The sequence below is a fragment of the Paenibacillus glucanolyticus NBRC 15330 genome, assembly GCF_004000885.1.
Classification (GTDB): domain Bacteria; phylum Bacillota; class Bacilli; order Paenibacillales; family Paenibacillaceae; genus Paenibacillus_AQ; species Paenibacillus_AQ glucanolyticus.
Genome location: NZ_BIMC01000011.1, coordinates 107,624 through 130,593 on the forward strand (window position 1 = coordinate 107,624; position 22,970 = coordinate 130,593).

Annotated in this window: 20 protein-coding genes; 18 read left to right on the forward strand and 2 right to left on the reverse strand. The window is 50.1% G+C overall.

Annotated elements, in window-relative coordinates; all coding sequences use genetic code 11:
- Window positions 1-87: 87 nt before the first annotated feature.
- The 8 genes from PGL02S_RS16890 (at window position 88) to PGL02S_RS16925 (ending at window position 9,352) form a co-directional block, all read left to right on the forward strand.
- On the forward strand, window positions 88-3,831 hold the full coding sequence (locus tag PGL02S_RS16890; protein ID WP_036643306.1) for a DNA polymerase III subunit alpha: 3,744 nt from the start codon (window positions 88-90) through the stop codon (window positions 3,829-3,831).
- A gap of 145 nt (window positions 3,832-3,976) precedes the next feature.
- Window positions 3,977-4,471, forward strand: a complete 495-nt coding sequence (locus PGL02S_RS16895) for a phosphatidylglycerophosphatase A family protein (protein WP_006212045.1) — start codon at window positions 3,977-3,979, stop codon at window positions 4,469-4,471.
- Window positions 4,472-4,626: 155 nt separating this feature from the next.
- Window positions 4,627-4,815: a hypothetical protein gene (locus PGL02S_RS16900; protein WP_006212044.1), complete on the forward strand. Its 189-nt coding sequence runs from the start codon at window positions 4,627-4,629 to the stop codon at window positions 4,813-4,815.
- 92 nt (window positions 4,816-4,907) lie between these two features.
- The gene (gene accD / locus PGL02S_RS16905; protein ID WP_006212043.1) at window positions 4,908-5,801 is read left to right on the forward strand and encodes an acetyl-CoA carboxylase, carboxyltransferase subunit beta; all 894 of its coding nucleotides are present in this window, start codon (window positions 4,908-4,910) and stop codon (window positions 5,799-5,801) included.
- Window positions 5,801-6,793, forward strand: coding sequence for an acetyl-CoA carboxylase carboxyltransferase subunit alpha (locus PGL02S_RS16910; RefSeq protein WP_036643304.1), 993 nt, complete (start codon window positions 5,801-5,803; stop codon window positions 6,791-6,793). Before accD ends, PGL02S_RS16910 begins: the two co-directional genes overlap by 1 nt.
- Before the next feature lie 120 nt (window positions 6,794-6,913).
- Complete coding sequence (gene pyk / locus PGL02S_RS16915; protein WP_006212041.1) at window positions 6,914-8,341, forward strand: pyruvate kinase; 1,428 nt, start codon at window positions 6,914-6,916, stop codon at window positions 8,339-8,341.
- 98 nt (window positions 8,342-8,439) lie between these two features.
- Window positions 8,440-8,955, forward strand: a complete 516-nt coding sequence (locus PGL02S_RS16920; protein ID WP_036643303.1) for an acyl-CoA thioesterase — start codon at window positions 8,440-8,442, stop codon at window positions 8,953-8,955.
- Window positions 8,956-8,959: 4 nt separating this feature from the next.
- Window positions 8,960-9,352: an FxsA family protein gene (locus PGL02S_RS16925; protein ID WP_036643301.1), complete on the forward strand. Its 393-nt coding sequence runs from the start codon at window positions 8,960-8,962 to the stop codon at window positions 9,350-9,352.
- 130 nt (window positions 9,353-9,482) lie between these two features.
- Here the strand turns inward: PGL02S_RS16925 and ytvI are convergent, their stop codons facing one another.
- Window positions 9,483-10,601: a sporulation integral membrane protein YtvI gene (gene ytvI, locus PGL02S_RS16930; RefSeq protein ID WP_006212038.1), complete on the reverse strand. Its 1,119-nt coding sequence runs from the start codon at window positions 10,599-10,601 to the stop codon at window positions 9,483-9,485.
- A 381-nt stretch (window positions 10,602-10,982) separates the two neighbouring features.
- Between ytvI and citZ the strand changes: the two genes are divergently transcribed.
- The 5 genes from citZ (at window position 10,983) to PGL02S_RS16955 (ending at window position 16,130) form a co-directional block, all read left to right on the forward strand.
- Window positions 10,983-12,095 carry a citrate synthase gene (gene citZ / locus PGL02S_RS16935; RefSeq protein WP_006212036.1) on the forward strand — a complete coding sequence of 371 codons (1,113 nt, stop codon included), beginning with the start codon at window positions 10,983-10,985 and terminating at the stop codon, window positions 12,093-12,095.
- 143 nt (window positions 12,096-12,238) lie between these two features.
- The gene (icd, locus tag PGL02S_RS16940; protein WP_036643299.1) at window positions 12,239-13,531 is read left to right on the forward strand and encodes an NADP-dependent isocitrate dehydrogenase; all 1,293 of its coding nucleotides are present in this window, start codon (window positions 12,239-12,241) and stop codon (window positions 13,529-13,531) included.
- A gap of 14 nt (window positions 13,532-13,545) precedes the next feature.
- Window positions 13,546-14,487, forward strand: a complete 942-nt coding sequence (mdh, locus tag PGL02S_RS16945; RefSeq protein WP_006212034.1) for a malate dehydrogenase — start codon at window positions 13,546-13,548, stop codon at window positions 14,485-14,487.
- A gap of 151 nt (window positions 14,488-14,638) precedes the next feature.
- Window positions 14,639-15,064: a hypothetical protein gene (locus tag PGL02S_RS16950; RefSeq protein ID WP_036643298.1), complete on the forward strand. Its 426-nt coding sequence runs from the start codon at window positions 14,639-14,641 to the stop codon at window positions 15,062-15,064.
- A 199-nt stretch (window positions 15,065-15,263) separates the two neighbouring features.
- Entirely contained in the window at window positions 15,264-16,130 is an 867-nt protein-coding gene (locus tag PGL02S_RS16955; RefSeq protein WP_006212031.1) for an SDR family oxidoreductase, read from the forward strand.
- 115 nt (window positions 16,131-16,245) lie between these two features.
- Here the strand turns inward: PGL02S_RS16955 and PGL02S_RS16960 are convergent, their stop codons facing one another.
- On the reverse strand, window positions 16,246-16,617 hold the full coding sequence (locus PGL02S_RS16960; RefSeq protein WP_036643296.1) for a hypothetical protein: 372 nt from the start codon (window positions 16,615-16,617) through the stop codon (window positions 16,246-16,248).
- Window positions 16,618-16,886: 269 nt separating this feature from the next.
- Between PGL02S_RS16960 and PGL02S_RS16965 the strand changes: the two genes are divergently transcribed.
- The 5 genes from PGL02S_RS16965 (at window position 16,887) to PGL02S_RS16985 (ending at window position 22,943) form a co-directional block, all read left to right on the forward strand.
- Window positions 16,887-17,858, forward strand: coding sequence for a bile acid:sodium symporter family protein (locus tag PGL02S_RS16965; RefSeq protein WP_036643294.1), 972 nt, complete (start codon window positions 16,887-16,889; stop codon window positions 17,856-17,858).
- Between the two features lie 25 nt (window positions 17,859-17,883).
- Window positions 17,884-19,698 carry a two-component system histidine kinase PnpS gene (pnpS, locus tag PGL02S_RS16970; protein ID WP_036643292.1) on the forward strand — a complete coding sequence of 605 codons (1,815 nt, stop codon included), beginning with the start codon at window positions 17,884-17,886 and terminating at the stop codon, window positions 19,696-19,698.
- 70 nt (window positions 19,699-19,768) lie between these two features.
- Window positions 19,769-20,500: a response regulator transcription factor gene (locus PGL02S_RS16975; protein WP_036643290.1), complete on the forward strand. Its 732-nt coding sequence runs from the start codon at window positions 19,769-19,771 to the stop codon at window positions 20,498-20,500.
- Window positions 20,501-20,621: 121 nt separating this feature from the next.
- Window positions 20,622-21,794, forward strand: a complete 1,173-nt coding sequence (locus PGL02S_RS16980; protein ID WP_036643289.1) for a methyl-accepting chemotaxis protein — start codon at window positions 20,622-20,624, stop codon at window positions 21,792-21,794.
- A gap of 150 nt (window positions 21,795-21,944) precedes the next feature.
- Window positions 21,945-22,943, forward strand: coding sequence for a PstS family phosphate ABC transporter substrate-binding protein (locus PGL02S_RS16985; protein WP_063455948.1), 999 nt, complete (start codon window positions 21,945-21,947; stop codon window positions 22,941-22,943).
- Window positions 22,944-22,970 lie beyond the last annotated feature (27 nt).

Sequence of the window (22,970 nt, forward strand, 5' to 3'; positions counted from 1 at the left end):
GATTATGATAAAATGGAATAAAGACTTTTAAAGATATTACCGGGTTGACTATAAATATAAATGTACCGGCGAAAGGAAGGCGTTACGATGAGCTCTTTCGTGCATTTGCACGTGCATAGCGAATACAGTTTGCTCGATGGAGCGGCACGTATCGGTGACCTGGTGCGGGAAGCGGCAGTGCTTGGAATGAAATCGCTGGCGCTGACGGATCATGGCGTGATGTATGGGGCCATTCCATTCTATAAAGCCTGCCTGGCGCAGGGCATTAAACCGATTATTGGCTGCGAAGCCTATATTACGGCGGGTTCCCGCAAGGAACGGGGCAGCCGCAAGGATCAGCCGATCTATCATTTGATTCTGCTCGCCAAGAATGAGGTTGGCTATCGCAATTTAATGAAGCTCTGTTCGATCGGGCATCTGGAGGGTTACCATTACAGACCCCGAATCGACATGGAGGCGCTGGCTGCCCATCATGAAGGCATCATATGCCTCAGTGCTTGCCTGGGAGGCGAGGTCCCGCAGCATCTGCTTCATGGACGTGAAGCGGAAGCCAAGGCAGCAGCGCTTCGTTACCAGGCGATATTCGGAGATGACTATTACCTGGAGCTGCAGGATCACGGGATTCCGGAGCAGAAGCGCGTCAATCCGCAGCTGATCGCGCTCAGCCGTGAGACGGGTATTCCACTCGTAGCTACCAATGATGTGCATTACCTCACGGAGGAAGATGCCGAGGTTCAAGACGTTCTGATCTGTATCGGTACGGGCAAAACAGTGGAGGACGAGGACCGGCTGCAGATCCAGACCAACCAGCTGTATCTCAAGAGCGGCAGTGAAATGGAGCGTCTGTACCCCCATGTGCCGGAAGCGATACAGAATACAGCCAAGATTGCGGACCAATGCAATCTGGAGCTCGAATTCGGCAAATCGATTTTGCCGGAGTACAGCTCTCTCCCCGAGGGAAAGAATGCTGCGGAATACCTGCGCGAGCTTTGCCTGAACGGACTGCAGGAACGCTACGGGATTACAGAACGGTGGCAGGATGAGGCACTTCGGAGTGAGCTGGAGCAGCGTCTGAATTATGAGCTCGGCGTCATCGAGAATATGGGCTTCAGCGACTATTTTCTGATCGTATGGGACTTTATTGCTTACGCCCACAGACAGGGCATCGCGGTTGGGCCCGGCAGGGGCTCGTCGGCGGGAAGCTTGGTCGCTTACACCCTTCAGATTACAAATGTTGACCCGATGAAATATAAATTGTTGTTTGAACGCTTCCTGAACCCGGAGCGGATTACGATGCCCGATATTGATATCGACTTCAGTGACGAGCGCCGGGATGAGGTTATCGATTATGTGGTGGATAAGTATGGGAAGGAGCATGTCGCCCAGATCATCACGTTCGGTACGATGGCGGCAAGGGCGGCTGTACGCGATGTCGGCCGTGCGCTGAATGTGCCGTTCGGGGATGTGGACAAAGCGGCCAAACTGATTCCTAACCATCTTGGCATCAGTATTGCCAAAGCGATGGAGCAAAGCCCGCAGCTGAAGGAGCAGTACGAAACAAGGCCGAAGGTGCGCGAGCTGATCGACATGGCGATGAAAGTGGAAGGTATGCCGCGCCATGCTTCGACGCATGCCGCGGGTATCGTTATTTCACGCGATCCGCTGACGGATGCGGTGCCGCTGCAGGAAGGCAGCGAGAAGACAGCGCTGACGCAGTATTCCATGGAGAATTTGGAGAGCGTGGGCCTTCTTAAGATGGATTTTCTGGGTCTGCGGACGCTGTCCATCATCGAGCGGACGCTGAAATGGATTCAAGAATTGACCGGCGGGGCGCTTGATTTCGAACAGATACCGGATAACGATGGCAACACGTACGAAATGCTGGGGCGCGGCGAAACCACGGGCGTATTTCAGCTTGAGTCCGCAGGTGTAAGGCGGGTGCTGAAAGATCTGAAGCCTTCGGCGTTTGAGGATATCGTATCCGTGGTCGCCTTGTATCGACCAGGTCCGATGGAATTTATACCAAGGTTTATCCAGGTTAAGCACGGCCAGATAGATCCTGAGTACCCTCATGAGGATCTAATTCCAATACTTGGCGATACTTATGGGATCATTGTCTATCAAGAGCAGATCATGCAGATTGCCTCGACGATGGCGGGCTTCTCTCTCGGGGAGGCGGATCTGCTTCGCCGAGCGGTATCGAAGAAAAAGCGCGAGGTGCTGGACCGGGAGCGCAGCCACTTCGTTTCGGGCAGCCTCAAGCTTGGCTATAGCGAGGATGAAGCTAACCGCGTGTACGATATGATTGTGCGGTTTGCGAACTATGGATTTCCACGTGCGCATGCTGCCGCCTACGGCGTGCTCGCTTTCCAGACGGCTTATCTGAAGGCACATTATCCGGTTCCATTCATGGCTTCCATGCTGACCGCCGTTATGGGGAGTCACCGGAAGGTTGCAGAATACGTGCTGGAGGCTCGCCGCATCGATATTGAAGTGATGCCGCCCGATGTCAATGAAAGCGGGACATATTTTACGCCGGTCGTAAGCCAGTCTGAATCCGCCAGCCTGGATGAAGGAAGCCATCATTTCACCGAAGGCGGCATTCGCTTTGGGCTTGCAGCCATTAAGAACGTGGGCACCCAAGCGGTTGAGAATATCGTAGAGATACGCCGCGAGAAGCCATTTGAAAGTCTGCTCGATTTTTGCCGCCGCGTAGACCTCCGCGTATGCAACAAGCGCGTGATCGAGTCACTCATCCAGGCCGGGGCCTTCGATTCCTTGCCGGGTCACCGCTCCCAACTGGTGGCCATGCTGGATGAGACGGTGGAGGCAGCTGTGAAGTGGCGTAAAGAGCGGGACGACCTGCAAATTCAGCTGTTTGACTTTGTTGAAGCAACCAATTGGGACATTGAATATCCTGACATCCCGCCTTATACGGCAAGTCAGCAGCTCGAATTCGAGCGTGAGCTTCTGGGTATGTATCTGTCCGGCCACCCGCTGGATGGATATGAAGATACACTGACGGAGTCGGGGGCCGACCGGCTAATGGACCTTCATGAAGCGGCAGACGAATCGATGGCTGCCGTGGCCGGTATGGTGGTTACGCTGAAGACGATTACGACCAAACAGGGCAAAGCGATGGCCTTCATGGAATGCGAAGACCAAATCGAGCGCTGCGAGGTTGTGCTCTTTCCTGAAGTATGGAAACGAAGCGCGCATCTGATTGAAAAAGGCGCCCTGCTTGCCATACGGGCCAAGGTACAGCTGCAGGATGAAGGTTTCAAGCTGCTGGCCGAAGAAGTGGCGCCGCTTGAAGCGCAGACGCTGCGTCAACTGGTCCAGCGGAGCAAGGTCCGTGGAGCAGCAGGCGGCGGCAGGGGCAAAGCCGGGGGACCAGGATCAGGCAGCGGCGGGGCTGGAAGATCGGGTCCGGGTCCGTCAGGAGCACAGCCGGTTTCCACCGCAGTGCCATCGGCAGAGCCGGTCGCGGCCCCGGTGAGCACCATGAATGGCGGTGAGACGAACCCGTCTGGAAACGAAGCCGTAAACAACCGCCAAGCGTCCGAGAAGGATTCTCGTACAGACACAGCGAATCCTAAGGCTGAGCAGCGCGTGTTTGTGAAAATAACAGCCGATGCCGAGCAATCAGAATTGCTGGTGAAGCTGAAAGAGCTGCTGCAGCGGCACCCGGGACCTGTCGCAACGGTGTTATTTTACGAGCGGAGCCAAAAGGTCCTTGCACTTAGCGATGCCTACCGGATTAAGCCCTCGAAGGAGCTTTTTGCTGAAATGGAGGGCATGCTGGGACAAGACACCGTCAAGGTAAAATGATATCAAAATTTAAGAACGTTTCTAATCCCTCCCGCATACAATTAGGACACTACAGGAAACATTGGCCGAGTATCGCCAGCCCAACAGGCTCTCCACGACATTTAATCCAGTGGGGGATTCGGCCAGAGACGCGGGGGGATTTGTGATGTCAATTGATTTGGCAGAGAGCATGCTCAGCCGCAGGGGAGTCAGCGTAAGCTCCATCGCGGATATTGTGTTTCAGCTTCAGAAGCGATATCATCCGAAATTAACGATCGACCAGTGTGAGGAAAGCGTTCGAGCAGTACTTGGCAAGCGGGAAGTGCAGTATACGCTGTTTACGGGCATTGCGCTTGACGAGCTGGCAGAGAAGAAGCTGCTGCCGGAGCCCTTGCAGTCGATTATGGAACAAGATGAACCGCTCTACGGTGTGGATGAGACCATGGCGCTTGGTGTCACAAGCATTTATGGCATGATCGGACTGACCAGTTTCGGTTATTTGGACAAGGAAAAAATGGGTGTGATTGAGACGTTGAATGATAAATCCGACGGGATCCATGTGTTTTTGGACGATCTCGTTGCAGGTATTGCCGCTGCCGCTTCTTCGCGGATCGCGCATCGAAATCCCGATGCGGCCCTCTACTCTGCGGGTTCTGACTGATTATCGCGAGTGCTGTCGAATGATGCATAAGGGTACAAATTTGGCTTTCAGCCCCCTGCTCTCTTTGTTGAGGTAAAAACTGAAGTATGTTATCATTATCCATTATATCGGCTCAGGATATGCCTGTGGGACGAGATTAGGGGGATCTGAAAGGCATGTGGACGGTAATCTATATTGCGCCAACTGCAAAGGTGGCGGAAATGATCAAGACCAGGCTAACGGAAGAAGGTTTTTTGGTTCAAAGCCGTCCTGTGAATCTTTCCAAACAGCAGTTTGAGATTTTGGTACCCTCCGGAGAGCTTGAGGAAGTACAGGAAGTGTTGAATTCGATATTGCACCCCTAGTTTCACCTGGGTTACATAGCGAAGCAAGTGTACGGATCGGCGAAGTGCTATTTGCGGCGGCCATTCAAATTTACGGCTGGAGAGGTGTAGTTGTGTTTAAAGACTTGTTTCAGAAAAAAAGGAAATACGCAACGATCCCATCGGAACGACTTGGGACAGCGGGGCAGCCTCAGGAAGGCGAACGCCCGAAACGGGAAATTCCAGAAGGTCTGATGAATAAGTGTGCCAAATGCGGCACCATTCAATACAGCAAAGAGCTTGAGAAGAATCTGAAGGTCTGTCAGGAATGCGGACATCACATGCGTCTGAATGCGATAGAACGGATTAGCATGACATTGGATGAGACAGGCTTCGAAGAATTTGATGCCGATATGATCTCGGTGGATCCGCTGCAGTTTCCTGGATATGCAGCCAAGCTGGAGCAGCAGAAGATGAAGTCCGGACTTCATGATGCGGTTATTACCGGTCACGGCTCCATCCTGGGCCAGCCCGTTGTTGTGGCTGTGATGAGCTTTGATTTCTTCACGGGAAGCATGGGCTCCGTCGTAGGGGAGAAAATTACGCGCGCCATTGAGTTTGCAACGGACAAGCGTTTGCCGCTTATTATTTTCTCTACCTCCGGCGGTGCCCGGATGCAAGAAAGTATTCTAAGTTTGATGCAGATGGCCAAAACAAGCGCAGCCCTATCCAGATTCAATGAACTGGGCGGGCTGTACATTTCAGTAATTACGGATCCGACGACCGGCGGCGTATCCGCCAGCTTCGCAACCCTCGGCGATATTAACATTGCCGAACCGGGTGCCGTATTCGGTTTTGCGGGCCGTATCGTTATTGAACAGACCATTCGCCAGAAGCTGCCGGACGACTTCCAGACAGCGGAATTTAATCTGGCACATGGTCAGCTTGACATGGTTATTCATCGGAAAGATATGCGCTCCATGCTTGGCAAGCTGCTGGAGATGCATTCCGTGAAAGGGGGATTCTAATGTCAGGCGAATTGCCTTTTGAAATGCCTCTTGCAGAAATGCGCAAGAAGATTGAAGAACTGAAACAATTCGGACAGGAAAAAGGGATCGATTTCACGGATGAAATCGCCCGCCTCGAAGAACGATATAGCCGATTGGAGGAAGAAATTTACACTTCGATTTCGCCTTCCCAAAAAATGCATCTGGCCCGTCACCAGCAACGTCCGACATCGCTTGATCTGATTCAATTGGTCTTCACCGATTTTATCGAGCTGCATGGGGATCGACTCTATGGGGACGATCTCGCAATCGTCGGCGGATTGGCCAAACTTGACGGCATTCCCGTTACGGTGGTTGGTCAGCAGCGCGGCAAAGATACGAAGGACAATATCGCCCGTTTCTTCGGAAGTCCGCATCCGGAAGGCTTCCGCAAAGCCCTGCGACTTATGCAGCAGGCGAACAAATTCAAGCGTCCGATCATCACCTTCATTGATACAAAAGGCGCATATCCGGGTAATACAGCTGAAGAAAGAGGTCAGTCCGAGGCGATTGCCCGTAATTTACGGGAAATGTCGTCTCTTGGAGTGCCTGTTGTTTGTGTGGTCATCGGCGAAGGTGGAAGCGGCGGTGCTCTTGCGATGGCCGTAGGCAACCGTGTGCTGATGCTTGAGCACGCGATTTATTCCGCGATATCCCCTAATGGTGCCGCATCCATTCTGTGGAAGGATGCGTCCAAGGCAGATCAGGCTGCGGAAGCGATGAAGATTACCGCGAAGGATCTGCTCGAAATGGAAGTCATTGAGGAGATCATTCCGGAGCCTAAGGGCGGTGCCCACCGGAACTATGAGGAGACGGCTGCCGCGATCCAAAGTGCCCTCATCAGCCAGCTGAAGGAGCTGTCGGTGATGGACGCCTGTGAGCTTAAGGAAGACCGTTACCGCAAATTCCGCAAGATCGGTGAGTTTGATTTTGCGAAGGCCGAAAAGACGGAACAGGAAGACATTATACTGTAAAAGTCTGATGAGTATGTGACGATATGACAAAGTTCCTATACAAATGAGACTTTTTGTAGTAGATTTAGTTGTTGGAAAAAGAGATATAGAGAACCCTTTAATAAACGGAGGAAACCCAAAATGCGCAAAACAAAAATTGTATGTACCATCGGTCCTTCCAGTGAATCGTTGGAAAACACCAAGAAGCTCATTATGGCTGGCATGAACGTGGCTCGTCTGAACTTCTCTCACGGCGACTTCGAGGAGCATGGCAACCGGATTAAAAATATCCGCCAAGCTTGCGAAGAGTTGAACAAAACGGTAGCGATCCTGCTTGATACCAAAGGACCGGAAATCCGTACAGGTAAACTTGAAGTGGAACCGATTGAGCTTGTACAAGATGAATATATCACCCTTACTACCGAGGAAATCCTTGGTGATAAGAATCGTTTGTCCATTACTTACAAAGAGTTGCCGCAGGACGTTCAAGTCGGATCGACGATTTTGATCGATGATGGTCTGATCGGTCTGACCGTAGTGGAGATTGAAGGCACGGAAATCAGATGCCGCATCGTTAATGGCGGAACCATCAAGAGCAAAAAAGGTGTTAACGTACCGGGAGTTGCAATTTCCCTCCCAGGAATTACGGAAAAAGACGCCAACGATATCATTTTTGGGATCGAACAGGGCATCGATTTTATTGCTGCTTCCTTCGTTCGTAAAGCAAGTGACGTGCTTGAAATCCGCGAATTGCTGAAAAGACACAACGGAGAGCACATCCAAATTATCTCCAAAATCGAGAATCAACAAGGCGTTGATAACCTTGACGAAATCCTTGAAGTATCCGACGGTTTGATGGTTGCCCGCGGTGATCTGGGCGTTGAGATTCCTGCAGAGGAAGTTCCATTGGTTCAAAAACGCATGATCGAAAAATGTAACCTGGCTGGCAAACCTGTTATCACGGCTACCCAAATGCTGGATTCCATGCAGCGCAACCCTCGTCCTACCCGTGCGGAAGCAAGTGACGTGGCGAATGCGATTTTTGACGGTACAGATGCCATCATGCTGTCCGGCGAAACGGCTGCTGGTAAATACCCGGTGGAGTCCGTGTTGACTATGTCCCGTATTGCGGAAAAAGCGGAGTCTGCACTGAATTATCGTGAAATGTTCTTGAAACAGCGCATCGCGCAGGATACCAGCGTTACAGAAGCGATCAGCCAATCGGTAGCGATCTCCGCACTCGATTTGAATGCAAAAGCGATCATTTCGTCCACGGAGTCCGGTCAAACGGCTCGCATGGTATCCAAATACCGTCCAGAGGCTCCTATCGTCGCTGTAACGACTCAAGACAGAACGATGAGACGTTTGGCACTGACTTGGGGCGTGACGCCGGTTAAAGGCGAACAGGCTTCTTCTACAGACGAGATGTTTGATTATGCTCTGCAAGGCGGCGTGAAGTCCGGACTTGTTAAAGAAGGCGATCTTGTTGTCATTACAGCAGGTGTGCCGCTTGGCCGTTCCGGTTCTACCAACCTGCTGAAAGTGGATCAAATCCCTGCGCAGAAGTAATTTCGATTAACAGGAATCGCGAGATTCTGAATATAGCCGCATACAAGCAATGGACGATGAACTCTATCGACCATTGCTTTTTGCATAGATAAGGGGTGATGACATTGCCTAGCAAAGACGAATGGAGACCCAGCCGCTGGTACTGGACATCCTTTCGGGTGCGTTATCAGGAAAGTGATCAGATGGGCGTGGTATATCATGCTAACTACTTAAACTGGTTTGAGATGGGTCGAACCGAAATGATTCGTGAATTGGGATTTTCTTATCGCGGAATGGAAGAGGAAGGCGTATTGCTCCCGGTGGTTGACCTTGACATCAAATACCGCCAGCCAGCCCGATATGATGATTTGGTTACGGTATTCACTCGAATGACTGCTTTCTCTCCGCTTCGAATACACTATGAGTATGAGGTTCGTCTACTGAGTGGGCAGGAGCTGGATGATTTGGATGCCAGTATGATGTTCCCGGAATCCGGACTTCCCGGTGCATTGTTAACCGCAGGGGCAACCCGTCATGTATGGCTGAACCGTGAGTGGAAGCCGGCTCGACTGGATAAATGCGCTCCAAAGCTGTATGATGCATTGAAGGACACCCTCTTGGGGAGGAAGGAGTAGCTTCATGTTCAAATGGTTGCTGGCAGCATTCATCTTCGTGCCTGTCATTGAAATATTCGGTTTCCAATTCGTTGCGGATCGCGTGGGCGGTATGAATACATTTCTTCTAACATTGCTGACCTCTGCCGTCGGCGTTGCCATGATGAGGTTTGAAGGCCGCAAAGCGATGGAAGATGCCAAACAGAGAATGAATTCAGGTATGGTTCCCGGTGTTTCCATGGCGGATGGCTTATGTATATTTGCAGGTGGAGTACTTCTTATTCTGCCGGGCTTTGTCACTGACATTATCGGATTTACGCTGGTATTTCCACTGACCCGTCCGTTGTACCGAATTTTGCTGCTGAAGTGGATGAAGAAAAATATGAAGAACGGCAAGATTACGATTTTTCGCAGATAAATCCAAAAAAAGGCTTCCCCATATATGACCGGCCCATCAGGGGCCGGTCTATTTATATGGAGCACTGCACTTTCATGGAGCTCAGCGGCCTGTAAATTACATCTCTCCTCCATGGAGAAGTTAGGGTCAGTTACCTCACCCTGCCCCCGATAATGTAATTCCTGAGATCCTTGAATACATGGGCCCGCCGGAAAGCATCCACAATGACAAGCGAAACCGGACCAATGATCAGACCCAGAATGCCGAACAGCTTCAGTCCGACAAACATGCCGAACAAGGCGGCCAGCGGGTCTAATCCCACGCTGCTGGCAAGCACCTTGGGCTCCATGATCTGCCTGACGATCAGGATGATGCTGTACAGAACTGTCAGTCCGATGCCGAGCGTCAGGTCATCGGACATGAAGGCATACAGCGACCAGGGGATCAGGACGATTCCGACGCCAAGATAAGGGAGAAGATCCACCAATCCTATCAGAAGTCCGATGGCAAAGGCGGAATTGACGCCGAGTGCATACAGCGTGATCATGACGATAAAGGCCGTAATGGATATTAGGATCAGCTGGGCTTTGGCGAATCCGAACAGCGCTTTTTTGAGGTCCGAGAAGATATAGGTCATGGGTTTATGGATGACGCCCGGAATCATGCGGAACAGCGCCCGATTATGACGCTCCCAGCTATTGCTGAGAAAGAAGGTGGAGAGCAGGACAACGATGAAAATCGTGCCTAAATTCGGCAGGTAATAAATAATTTGCAGAATTCCGTTAAAAATACCAGTAACCAGGTCGGTCACGGCCGTACCGATGGTTTGTGTAGTGCGGGTCACGTTCTGATTGATGGTTTCATGGTAGTTTGGGTTGTTCTGATAGAAGCGGCCGATCTCATTGACAATATTCTGGAAGCTGTCATTTTGCGTCCAAGAGGTAAGCCAGTCCATCCAGGCGTCGATATGCAGGTTGAAGGACTGGGAGAGGGTGATCAGCTCCTTGACCAGCCTCGTAACAGCTGCAGTCAGAATCAGCAGAGCCGCACCGAAATACAGCAGCAGGGACAATGAGACAGCCACCCAGCGCGGCAGCTTCATGCTCTGCTGGAGCAGGTTGACGCAAGGATTCATGGCATAAGCGATGACCCAGGCCAGCAGGAAGGGGTAGAGCAGCGGCAGCAGTACATATATCAAATAGGCAGTCACGAAGATGGAAGACATCACCCACACTCCACGGCCGATACGTTTGAGCATCAATCGTTCCATTGAATCACACTCCTTTTGCGGCTGACTTCAGGGACGAGCAGAATGGGCTCATTCTATACCTATGCGAGGAGTTTCAATATAAGGATAAAGAGTTCGAAAACGTCCATCTTCATGATTCGACAATGAGAAATATCATAGGTATAATGGAATTGTAAGTGATTTCAAAAAAATGTTTATGGTGTCGATAAAACATTTTGATGCGGCGAATGTCGTCGCTTATGTTCACATATCAGACAAAATCCAGTATGATATGAGAAGGTTTTGTGACTAGGACCATAGCAATTTTTTTGCGTGTTTTTCTTTTTCATCCGACTTCATGAAAATGTTTTCATGAAAGTCAAAACCGTTCAGTTTATCCCGATCACAAAGGAGAGATGATGCATGACAGCTACCAAGGGTTTGGAAGGCATTGTAGCTACCACCTCCGCGATTAGTTCGATCGTCGATGGCGTTCTGACCTACCGTGGATATGATATTGACGATCTCGCAGAACATGCAAGTTTTGAAGAGGTAGCCTATCTGCTCTGGTTTGGAAAGCTTCCAAACGCAGAGGAGCTCAAGGCGCTCCAGCAGGATTTGAGCGACTACGCTGCAATTCCGGATGAGCTTATTGAGCAGATCAGATTGTATCCGAAGGACGGCAATACGATGGCTGCGCTTCGTTCCGCTGTATCCGCGCTTGCGCTGTACGACGCAGAAGGCGATGATATGAGCCGTGAAGCGAATGAGAAGAAAGCGGTTAAACTGCAAGCTCAGCTTCCGACTATCATTGCTGCTATCGCTCGTGTGCGTCAGGGCAAGGATCCGGTAGCTCCCAAAGCCGGCGTCTCCATTTCGGAGAACTTCCTGTATATGCTGAGAGGCGAGGATCCTGATCAGACTTCCATCAAGGCGCTGGATCAGGCGCTCGTCCTTCACGCGGATCACGAGCTTAATGCATCCACGTTTGCAGCCCGCGTAACCGTAGCAACACTGTCTGACATATATTCCGGTGTTACTTCTGCCATCGGCGCACTCAAAGGTCCTCTGCACGGCGGTGCGAACGAAGCCGTTATGAAGATGCTGAACGAAGTCGGTTCGCTTGATCGGGCACAGGCTTACATTCAGGAGAAGCTGGACAACCGTGAGAAAATTATGGGTTTTGGACATCGTGTTTACAAAAACGGCGATCCCCGCGCGAAGCATCTGCAAAAAATGTCTCGTGAGCTTGGTGAAATGAAAGGGGATACCACGCTGTATGACATGTCGGTTCTGATCGACGAGACGGTTACAAACCAAAAGGGTCTGAAGCCGAACGTTGATTTCTATTCCGCATCGGTTTATACTCAGCTCGGCATCGAGCAGGAGTTGTTCACACCGATTTTTGCCATCAGCCGCGTATCCGGATGGACTGCGCATATCCTTGAGCAGTATGAAGGCAACCGTATTATCCGCCCGCGTGCAGAGTATACAGGTTTGACCGATCAAAAATATGTGCCGATAGAACTTCGCTAAGTGACTGGCAATCATGTACAATAGGCTAGAGAACCGCTTAAACGTGAGCGAATCGCGGCTGGCGGGTTTCTCTGTGCCTATTCACATGGATTTTTCTGAATGGCTAGAAATAAGAACCATATTCGAAGGAGGAACTCATACTTATGAAATTGGAAAAATTCGCACTACCGACTGAAGGCGACAAAATCACGATTGATAACGGCAGCTTGCAGGTACCTAACAACCCGGTCATCCCTTTTATTGAAGGTGACGGGACGGGCCGTGACATCTGGAAAGCTTCCAAGCGCGTGCTTGATGCAGCTGTAGAGAAAGCATATAACGGTTCCAAGAAAATTGCCTGGTATGAAGTGTTTGCCGGTGAGAAGGCTTACAATACATACGGTGAATGGCTCCCGAATGATACGCTTGAAGCGATTCGCGAGTACATCGTTGCAATTAAAGGACCTCTTACGACGCCAATCGGTGGCGGTATCCGTTCCCTGAACGTTGCTCTTCGCCAAGAGCTGGATCTGTACACTTGCTTGCGTCCTGTTCGTTACTTCACAGGCGTGCCATCCCCGGTAAAACGTCCCGAACTGGTTGACATGGTTATTTTCCGTGAGAATACAGAGGATATCTATGCAGGTATTGAATATAAAGAAGGTTCCGAAGAAGTGAAGAAAGTGATCAAGTTCCTTCAAGACGAGATGGGAGCGAACAAAATCCGTTTCCCGGAAACGTCCGGTATCGGCATCAAGCCTGTATCCGCTGAAGGTTCCAAGCGTCTTGTTCGTGCAGCTGTGGAATATGCAGTTAAGCATGGACGTAAGTCCGTTACGCTGGTTCACAAAGGCAACATCATGAAATTTACGGAAGGTGCCTTCAAAAACTGGGGTTATGAAGTAGCTGAAGCTGAATTTGGCGATAAAGTGTTCACTTGGGCTCAATACGACATCATCAAGGATCAAGAAGGCGTCGATGCGGCTAACGCTGCTCAGAAGGCAGCTGAAGATGCTGGCAAAATCATCGTAAAAGATGCGATTGCTGATATCGCGTTGCAGCAGGTTCTGACACGTCCAACCGACTTTGATGTGATCGCAACGCTGAACCTGAACGGTGACTATCTCTCCGACGCACTGGCTGCACAAGTTGGCGGTATCGGTATCGCTCCAGGTGCTAACATTAACTATGTAACAGGACATGCGATTTTCGAAGCGACTCATGGTACTGCTCCGAAATATGCTGACAAAGACGTGGTGAACCCAGGCTCCGTTATCCTGTCCGGCGTTATGCTGCTTGAGCATTTGGGATGGCAGGAAGCGGCTGACCTGATCTACAAAGGCATGGAAACATCCATCAACAACAAAACCGTGACTTATGACTTCGCTCGCCTCATGGAAGGCGCTACAGAAGTAAAATGCTCCGAGTTCGCAGACGAAATCATTAAAAACCTGTAAGGAGGAGAGACATCGTGGCAATTACTCGTAAAAAGATTACGGTAGTAGGTGCTGGCTTTACTGGTGCGACGACCGCGCTGATGCTTGCTCAAAAGGAACTGGGTGATGTGGTTCTGCTCGATATTCCACAGCTCGAGAACCCAACCAAAGGTAAAGCTCTGGACATGCTGGAAGCAAGCCCGGTTCAAGGATTTGACAGCAACATTGTCGGTACATCCAACTATGAGGATGCAGCAAATTCCGATATCGTTATCATTACAGCTGGTGTAGCTCGTAAGCCGGGCATGAGCCGCGACGATCTCGTTAACACGAATGCAGGAATTGTGAAATCGGTATGTGAGAACGTGAAGACTCACGCTCCGAACTCGACGGTCATCATCTTGAGTAATCCGGTGGATGCCATGACGTATGTGGCATATAACACACTTGGATTTCCCAAGAACCGCGTTATCGGTCAGTCCGGCGTATTGGATACAGCCCGCTACTGCACATTCATCGCACAGGAGCTGAACGTATCCGTTGAGGATGTGCGCGGATTTGTTCTTGGCGGTCATGGCGATGACATGGTCCCTCTCGTTCGCTATTCCAGTGTCGGCGGTATTCCGATCGACACATTGATTCCCGCCGAGCGGATTGAAGCGATTGTACAGCGCACTCGCGTTGGCGGCGGCGAGATCGTTAACCTGCTGGGTAACGGCAGTGCGTACTATGCCCCGGCGGCATCTCTTGTGCAGATGACGGAAGCAATTCTGAAGGACAAGAAGCGGATTATTCCGGTTATTGCTCTCTTGGAAGGCGAGTACGGCTATGACAACCTGTTCATGGGTGTGCCTGCCATCCTCGGGGGAGACGGCATCGAGAAGATATTTGAGCTCGAGCTGACTGCTGAAGAGAAAGCTGCACTGGATAAATCTGCTGAATCTGTACGCAATGTGACGGCGGTTGTGACTCTGTAACTGAATCACGCTTCACAGAATCGTCTAAAAATGCAGTCCCGTCCCGTTTCCAGGGGCGGGATTGCTTTTCTTTGGATGATCTGTCCAGTATAATAAGGACGATGACGTGTATGTAACAATAATCACACTAATGACTTTGGAGGAATTATTTATGTGGAACGTGACATTTTTTCTGCATATGGTCGGTACGGCGGCGCTAGGATTTTACTTGATCCTGCCGTTTGTTGTTGGCGGTATTCAGAAGCTGTCTCTCGGTGCTCAAGAAGGAGCTATTAATACGATTCGGGTAACGAATCGATTTGCTCAGTATGGTTTGGTCATTCAGCTGTTGACTGGCGGATACTTGATGTCTCAAGGGGACTATTCACCTGCCTGGATGATTATTGTAACGATCCTGCTTCTGGCTATGTTTGCGGTAGGGGGCATTATGAGCAAACCGCTGAAGAATGCGATTGCAGGAATCCGCGAGAAACGTGAAGTGAAGGAAGAAACAAGCAAGCTGGGTACGCTTAGCGCTCTTCTGGCCTTGCTGCTTTTGGTTATGATTTTCTTCATGGTGTTCAACCACATCATCTAAGAACAGCTACATACGAGGAGAAAACCGCCCGGTGAATCGGGCGGTTTTTTTGTTGAAAGAAAACACTGTACAACGTTTGATCCTGATCAATATGGGTAAAAAACAATAGCGAGAGGCTTTTTAGGAGTATAAAGAGCCGTGTCGTACACATCCTAAGAATGGTTGTTTGAGATACTGACCTGAAAGGAGAAATGTTCATATGCCACAAGATCAACCAAAGCAAACATTGCCGCCCCAGCATCAGGATCACAGGCCAGGAACGGAATCGGAGATGCACCCGAAACCGGAATTCGAGAGTAATGAATACAAAGCTGCCGGTAAATTGCAAGGCAAGGTAGCCTTGATCACCGGTGGTGACAGCGGCATTGGCCGTGCGGTAGCCGTGCATTATGCCAAGGAAGGTGCGGACGTATCCATTGTGTACCTGAGCGAGCACAAGGATGCCGAAGAAACGAAGCGTCAGGTGGAGCAGGAAGGACGTAAGTGCTTGCTGATCTCCGGTGATGTTGGCGATGATGCTTTTTGCCGCGATGCCGTGACCGAAACGGTAGAGAAGCTTGGGAAACTCGATATTCTCGTAAATAATGCAGCGGAACAGCATCCTCAGAAGAAAATTGAGGACATTTCGAAAGAACAATTAGAGCGGACCTTCCGAACAAACATATTCGGGATGTTCTATCTGACACAGGCGGCCATGCCGCATCTGTCCAAGGGAAGCTCGATTATTAATACGACCTCCATCACGGCTTACCGGGGAAGCCCGCAGCTGCTGGATTATGCATCTACCAAGGGAGCCATTGTTGCTTTTACGCGCTCGTTGTCAATGAATATCGTTGAGCAAGGGATTCGGGTAAACGCGGTAGCCCCGGGGCCGATCTGGACGCCGCTGATCCCTTCAACTTTCCCGGAGGACCAGGTGAGTGAATTCGGCGCAACCCAGCCGATGAAGCGCCCGGGTCAACCGGAAGAACTGGCTCCGGCTTATGTATATTTGGCATCAACAGACTCCTCCTATGTGAGTGGTCAGGTGATTCACGTCAATGGCGGTGAAGTGATTAACGGATAAGTCACTTGTATCTGTTACGAGAGACTTCGAGCATACGTTTCTAGAATAAAACAGCGAATATCCAGGACTTCAGCCTGGATATTCGCTGTTTTCATGTGATTGATGATTCGGATAATCAGACGCTTCTGAAACCGCTCGGAAGAACGCCGGTATCCCGGATCTCTCTGATTTCGGCCAGGGTCAAGAAACGGTTCGAGCTGATAATGGATTCCGGTTCCTCACCGCCAATGATATCACCAAGATCCGCGATATTGGTGCTGCCGCGGAACACCCTGAACACACCTTTGAAATTACGTCTTGAGAACAGAACCAGGGTGGCGCTGGATCTTGTCGAGAAGAATCGCAGGCTTTCAATGTCACCAAAGGTTCCTTCGAGATTGCGGATCCCTAAGTTTCCACGTCCGACAAACCGGCGTCCTGCGTAGAACTCCTCTCTATAAAGCGCGAGTCTGGGATAAACTACCTGGGAGATTGAGACTTTCTTCATCGTAATCTCCTCCTTTCCTTAACCAATATATGCGAGATTCATAGATTGGTATGGTTGATACAACGGGAGAGATCGGCACATTTTTATCGGAGCATGGATGATATGGAATCTGGCACTCCGGATAGCGATCTGGTACTTGCTGGCTAAAGGGCCTGCTTACGTAGTCACAATGAATTCGCATGATCTTATTTCGAATTTTCGTTGCGGATCAGAACACTCCGGTTTATGATGAAAGTCAAATACGTCAATTCAGTCATAGGAGGAAACAGGTGAGAAGTTTTGGATTGGCTTTTGCAGCTTGGTTTGAAAAGTACACCTTTCTGCTGATTCCCGGCTCGCTGGTGCTTGGCTGGCTGCTCTCGGATTATTTGCTGGATTTTGTACACTGGATCCCCTATTTGTTTGGTTATATTACATTGATCATGGCTCTTGGCTGCGGCATCCGACATTTGCAAGGTGTTCTAAAAAAGCCCTTTGCCGTCATACTGACGCTGCTGCTCGCCCATGCGGCGGCTCCGGTGCTTGCTTACGGACTGGGTTCTGCCGTATTCGGAGCACAGTCCGCCTATACGATAGGTCTGCTGTTATTCGCCATCATTCCACTGGGGATATCCTCGGTGATGTGGGTGGGAAGCTCCGGCGGGAGCGTTCCGTTCATATTAGCTGTTGTAGTGCTGGATACTATACTGAGTCCGCTGGTTGTGCCAGCATTGATGGACATGTTTATCGGGGATGCTCTGGTTACATGGAACTCTTCTGAACTGATTCTGGATTTGTTGACCATGGTGGTACTGCCGACACTGATCGGAGTGATGCTGTACGAAGTATCGAAAGGGCGGATGAAGGACTGGTCAGCTCCGGTGACACAGCCGATATCCAAGCTGTTTTTCATGCTGGTGGTTATGCTCAATGCGGCAGCCATCGCTCCCCATGCAGCTGGCATGAAGGATGAGATGCTGGTGGTTATACCGGTTGTCCTTACGCTGATTGTGATATGTTATCTGCTTGGGTATTTTGGCTCGTATGTGATGCTTGGACCGACCCAGGAAATGCAAATCACATTTACATATGCTTCAGGAATGCGTAATATATCTCTCGGGATGGTGCTTGCGACATCTTATTTCTCACCGCAGGCTTCGATCCCGGTTGTGCTGGGCATTATGTTTCAACAGCCGGCCGCAACGGTTATTCATGCGCTGTTTCATAGAAGGCGGACGCGGGCGGTAATATATCCAGAATGATTATGCAGCAGAAAGAGGAGAGACCATGAGGCAGTATCGCAACCGCTTGACCCTGATTATGCTTACTTTAATTGGACTATCCATGCTTGCAGCAGGCCTGGCTATGGTGACAGTGTTCAAACAGTCGCATATTCAGCTGCTCGAGGACAATATGGTTCGGGAGATCAGGCTTCTGCAGACCATGATGGAGTTTCCGGCTACGGAGAATCCGGATGCCGTATCGTATTATACCGAACGATCGAAACAACTGGAGGAGTTGTCCGACGCTCGAGTCACTTTTATATTGAAGGATGGGACGGTTATCGGGGATTCGGAGAGCGATCCGCTAACCATGGATAATCATGCCTATCGTGAGGAAATGCTTCAAGCGGTGAAGGAAGGCCGCGGCAGCACCATCCGCCGGAGCAATACCCTTCAGCAGGACATGCTGTACGTTGCACTTCCTGTTCAGGCAGGGGAGAACTTTGACGGGTTCGTCCGATTGTCTGTCAGCCTGAAGGAAGTTGATCAGGGAGTCAGACAAGGCTGGACGGTTATGGGGATCGGCCTGCTGGTGTTGTTTCTGATTGCTGCCTTGGTGAGTTACCGTGTTGCCAAGGGTTTAACCTCACCACTGGAAAAAATAACGCGCGTAGCCAGACGGATATCGCGCCTTGAGTATGATGCGAGGGTGAAGATTCACCGTCAGGATGAGATTGGCCAATTGGCACAAGCCATTAACGCCATGGCTGACAGCCTGCAAACCCAGCTGCGCACCATAAGGGATAATGAGGATTTGCTGCAAAGCGTTCTGAACAATATGACGGGCGGCATCGTTATGGTGAACAGGGCAGGTCAGATCATTCTCGTCAACCGGGCTGCCGAGAAAATGCTGGGCATTGATGCCGAAGTGATTACCGGCAAATCATACCGTGAGCTCAAGCAGCATTATGAGTTGACGAAATTGATGGAGGAAGGACTTGAGAGCAAGGAAGATTTTCATGAGGAGCGCAATCTTTATTATCCGGTTGAAGCCATTATCCGGTTGGATGGGGTGACGATGAGGCAGGAAGAGGAAGAGGACTCCTATCGCGGAATGCTGTTCCTGCTGCAGGATGTAAGTGATATTCGCAGGCTTGAACGCATGCGGAGCGAATTCGTAGCCAACGTGTCCCATGAGCTGAAGACCCCGCTTGCCGCGGTCAAAGGGTTTGCTGAAACACTGCTCGGGGGTGGAGTTACAGATGAGAAGACCTCGCGATCCTTCCTCCAGATTATATACGACGAATCCGAACGGCTGAACCGGCTGATCGGCGACATCCTGGAGCTGTCCAAAATCGAATCCAAGCGAATCCAGATGGATTACTCGCCGATTCACCTGTCGGTGTTCTTTGATACGATATCGGAAATGATGCGTACAGTGGCTGAGAAGAAGCGGATCACCCTGGAGCTGGACATTCCGGAAGAGTTGTTTATGGAGGGGGATGAGGATAAACTTCGTCAGATTTTCATGAATCTGCTCTCCAATGCAATTAATTATACGCAGGAAGGCGGACGAGTAAAATTAACCGCGCGTGAACAGCATAATAAAGGCAGTGCCGATGATATGGTGGAGTTCGTGGTGACGGATTCCGGGATCGGGATTCCCAAAAAAGATCTTCCCCGCATATTTGAACGATTCTACCGGGTGGATAAAGCACGCTCACGCGGATCAGGCGGAACCGGGCTTGGACTATCCATTGTTAAGCATCTTGTGGATCTTCATCACGGCACCATCAAGGTGGAGAGCGAGCTCGGCACCGGAAGTTCCTTCATCATTGATCTTCCGGTATTGCAGGAAACGGACGAAACAGGAAGTTAACACTCCGTTAACATTCTGTTGATATACTTGCATAAGCAGTCCAATTATCTAGATAAGGGCGGGGGTAACATTGAGTCAACGCATGCTTGTTATCGAAGATGAGCCGACACTTTCTCGGCTGTTGTCTTACAATCTCACGCAGGAAGGATTTCAAGTCGAGGTAGAGGAGCACGGCACTGCAGGCTACGAGAAAGCAGCCAATCATGAGTATGATCTGATCCTGCTGGATGTCATGCTGCCTGGGATGAATGGCTTTCAGATTTTAGAGAAGCTGCGCGGCAACGGAATCACTACGCCGATCATTATTCTGACTGCGAAGAACGCCGAAGAGGAAGTTGTTCAAGGTCTGAAGATGGGAGCGGATGACTATATCACGAAGCCATTTGGGGTATCCGAGCTGCTGGCGCGTGTGTCCGCGGTCATGCGCAGGGTTTCGGGCCATGTGGAAGAGGTAAAGACGCCTGACCAGCAGGGGAATGTCATTTCACTGGGACAGCTGGAAATCTACCCTGAGAAATATGAGGTGCGGCTGGGCGGTCAGAGCATCAACCTCCGGCCGAAAGAATTTGAAGTACTGCTCTATCTGGCCAAAAAACCGGGCGTTGTGTTAACGAGAGATGATCTCATGAACGTGGTCTGGGGTTTTGATTATATTGGCGGACAGCGAACCGTGGACGTTCACGTAAGTTCACTTCGCAAGAAGCTTGAGCTTGATCCTGAATCCGTGCATATAGACTCCATACGCGGAGTTGGCTATAAACTGGTTGTTAATCCGAAAAAAGGCTCCCATCATTCGATTTGAAATGATGAGGAGTCTTTTTTAGGTTTTTTTGTTTACATTGCCTTAATATTTTGAGTAAATTCTCCTAATACTAGTCCAGTAAGATGCGTCTAAAGGACCAGATCAAAAGGGGTGAGGGCGCATGACACTGCTTCAAACCAAACCGGCACCATCAACGGTAGTAGAAGTACAAGCAGAAACGGCATACGAGAGCCGATTAACAACGGAGCCTGAAGCAGGTGCATCATATCGGCAGTACATAAGAAAGGTCCCTGTTATCCGGGAGAGTGAATCTTGCCTGGACGTGTTGAATACATTCGCGAAAGATCCGTCCATCCCTTGTGTTATTTACTGCAATGAGGAGGACAGGCCGTCAGGTCTGATCATGCGGGATGTTTTTTACCAGCGCATGATGGGAAGGTTCTCCGTAGATTTGTATTATACGAGGCCAGCCTTTCGGTTTGCGGACCATCACCCGATGAAGATCGACATGTCGGAGAGGGTAGGATCCCTGCTTCAAATGGCTTTGGAGCGTCCGGATTCAAAATTCTACGACTGTGTCCTGTTAACGGATGGGGATCGGCTTGCAGGTGTGCTGACTGTCCGCGACCTCATGCGTCTGTCCAGCGGTCTTCAAGCCGAGGCCGAAGAGAAGCGGGAATTGATTTTGCAGGAAAGTTACCGCCATACGCATAATATACAATCCTCGTTAACCGAGGTCAGAACGGCAGCAGCGAAAACAAGTTCCGAATGCAAACAGATGAGGGAATGGTCCCATACCGGGAAAGAGAAGCTGGAACTTGTCAGAACCTCATACCTTGGGCTTGTCGATGATATGACCAAGCGTGAAGGACAAGCTTCTGAGCTCGTCCAGAATGCAAGCCGGATATCCTCTATCACTGGAATGATTACGGAGCTTGCGAATCAAAGCAGCCTGCTCGCCATGAATGCCTCAATCGAAGCTGCACATGCAGGGGAGCACGGACGGGGATTTCAAGTGGTTGCGGTGGAGGTGCAGTCGCTTGCCAAGCAGACACGAAAGCTCTCGGGCGATATATCGGAGCTGCTGCAGCACATCGAGCGGCTCGCAGCGGATACAGCCGAAGGTGCCGTATCTTCCCTGAGAGAAATCCAATCATGCGAGAGTCATGTGAGTGAAGGCAGTCAGATGTTTCATGAAATGGAGACGACCGTTCATGAGATAGAGATATCCGGCAATCGGGTTTATCAACTGGCAGAGGAAACGGTCCAGCGCGTGGAGCGGGTCAAATTAGAGCTTGCAGGAATGAGCAACAGCGATGTTTCAACAACGTAAGTGTCGAAATCTATGTCTATGATTCTAGTTTTTTTTGAGATTTTACACAGAGTTTACATTTCTCAGAAACTGTTATTACATTACAGGATTATTATCAATATTGTGAGTAGGAAAGTAGAGACAACAACCATTTTGAAGGAGTGGATTCGTTTGTTTAGAAAACGGGGTCGTAAACCAGCAGGTATTCTGGTATTGGTGTTAATGCTGAGCACGCTTCTGGCAGCATGTGGCGGAGGTACTTCCGGCAGTGCGACAGGGGAAAATACAGACAATGGTTCAGCACAGCAAAACGAAGAGAACACAGCAGCTTTGACAGGTACAATTGAAATTGACGGCTCAAGCACACTGCATCCTTTGACCGAAGCGATTGCTGAAGAGTTCGGTGCAGCAAACCCGGATGTTCGTATTCCGATTGGAACAGGCGGAACAGGTGCTGGCTTCAAACGCTTTAACAGCAGTGAAATCGCAGTGGCCAATGCTTCCCGTCCAATTAAAGATACCGAAGCAGAAGAAGCAAAAGCCAACGGCATTGAGTATCACGAAGTTCTGGTAGCCTATGACGGATTGTCCGTTGTTGTTAACCCTAGCAATGAATTTGTAGATAAACTCACCGTGGATGAGCTCAAAAAAATCTATGAACCAAACAGCACCGTGAAAACATGGGCTGACGTTCGCGAGGGATGGCCCGCAGAAGAAATTAAAATCTACTCGCCAGGTACGGATCACGGAACATTCGATTACTTCACCGAAGCGATTAATGGTGAAGCACAGTCAAGCAGAAATGATAAGCAAATTACGTTCAGTGCCGATACAAACGCAGTTGTTCAAGGCGTTGCCGGTGACAAGAACTCCATTGGATACTTTGGATTCTCCTTCTATGAAGAGAACCAAGACAAGTTGAAACTGGTTCCGATTGATAACGGAACAGCTACCGTAGCTCCAAGCATCGAAACGATCAAGGATAACAGTTACGCTCCATTGTCCCGTCCGCTGCTGCTCTATGTGAATGACAAAGAGCTTGAGCGTCCAGAAGTGAATGCGTTCATGAACTTCTACCTTGAAAATGCCGCTAGTCTTGCTGGCGAAGTTGGATTCGTACCACTTCAAGATGACCAGTATCAAGAAGAAATAGACAAGTTGGCAAAATAATTAAAGACTAGATGCCCGGAGGGTTCC

Bases quoted from the DNA above. Each gene is read 5' to 3' on its own strand.
- PGL02S_RS16890 (WP_036643306.1), top strand. From the start codon at position 88: ATGAGCTCTTTCGTGCATTTGCACGTGCATAGCGAATACAGTTTGCTC.
- PGL02S_RS16895 (WP_006212045.1), top strand. From the start codon at position 3,977: ATGTCAATTGATTTGGCAGAGAGCATGCTCAGCCGCAGGGGAGTCAGC.
- PGL02S_RS16900 (WP_006212044.1), top strand. From the start codon at position 4,627: ATGTGGACGGTAATCTATATTGCGCCAACTGCAAAGGTGGCGGAAATG.
- PGL02S_RS16910 (WP_036643304.1), top strand. From the start codon at position 5,801: ATGTCAGGCGAATTGCCTTTTGAAATGCCTCTTGCAGAAATGCGCAAG.
- pyk (WP_006212041.1), top strand. From the start codon at position 6,914: ATGCGCAAAACAAAAATTGTATGTACCATCGGTCCTTCCAGTGAATCG.
- PGL02S_RS16920 (WP_036643303.1), top strand. From the start codon at position 8,440: ATGACATTGCCTAGCAAAGACGAATGGAGACCCAGCCGCTGGTACTGG.
- PGL02S_RS16925 (WP_036643301.1), top strand. From the start codon at position 8,960: ATGTTCAAATGGTTGCTGGCAGCATTCATCTTCGTGCCTGTCATTGAA.
- ytvI (WP_006212038.1), bottom strand. From the start codon at position 10,601: ATGGAACGATTGATGCTCAAACGTATCGGCCGTGGAGTGTGGGTGATG.
- citZ (WP_006212036.1), top strand. From the start codon at position 10,983: ATGACAGCTACCAAGGGTTTGGAAGGCATTGTAGCTACCACCTCCGCG.
- icd (WP_036643299.1), top strand. From the start codon at position 12,239: ATGAAATTGGAAAAATTCGCACTACCGACTGAAGGCGACAAAATCACG.
- PGL02S_RS16950 (WP_036643298.1), top strand. From the start codon at position 14,639: ATGTGGAACGTGACATTTTTTCTGCATATGGTCGGTACGGCGGCGCTA.
- PGL02S_RS16955 (WP_006212031.1), top strand. From the start codon at position 15,264: ATGCCACAAGATCAACCAAAGCAAACATTGCCGCCCCAGCATCAGGAT.
- PGL02S_RS16960 (WP_036643296.1), bottom strand. From the start codon at position 16,617: ATGAAGAAAGTCTCAATCTCCCAGGTAGTTTATCCCAGACTCGCGCTT.
- pnpS (WP_036643292.1), top strand. From the start codon at position 17,884: ATGAGGCAGTATCGCAACCGCTTGACCCTGATTATGCTTACTTTAATT.
- PGL02S_RS16980 (WP_036643289.1), top strand. From the start codon at position 20,622: ATGACACTGCTTCAAACCAAACCGGCACCATCAACGGTAGTAGAAGTA.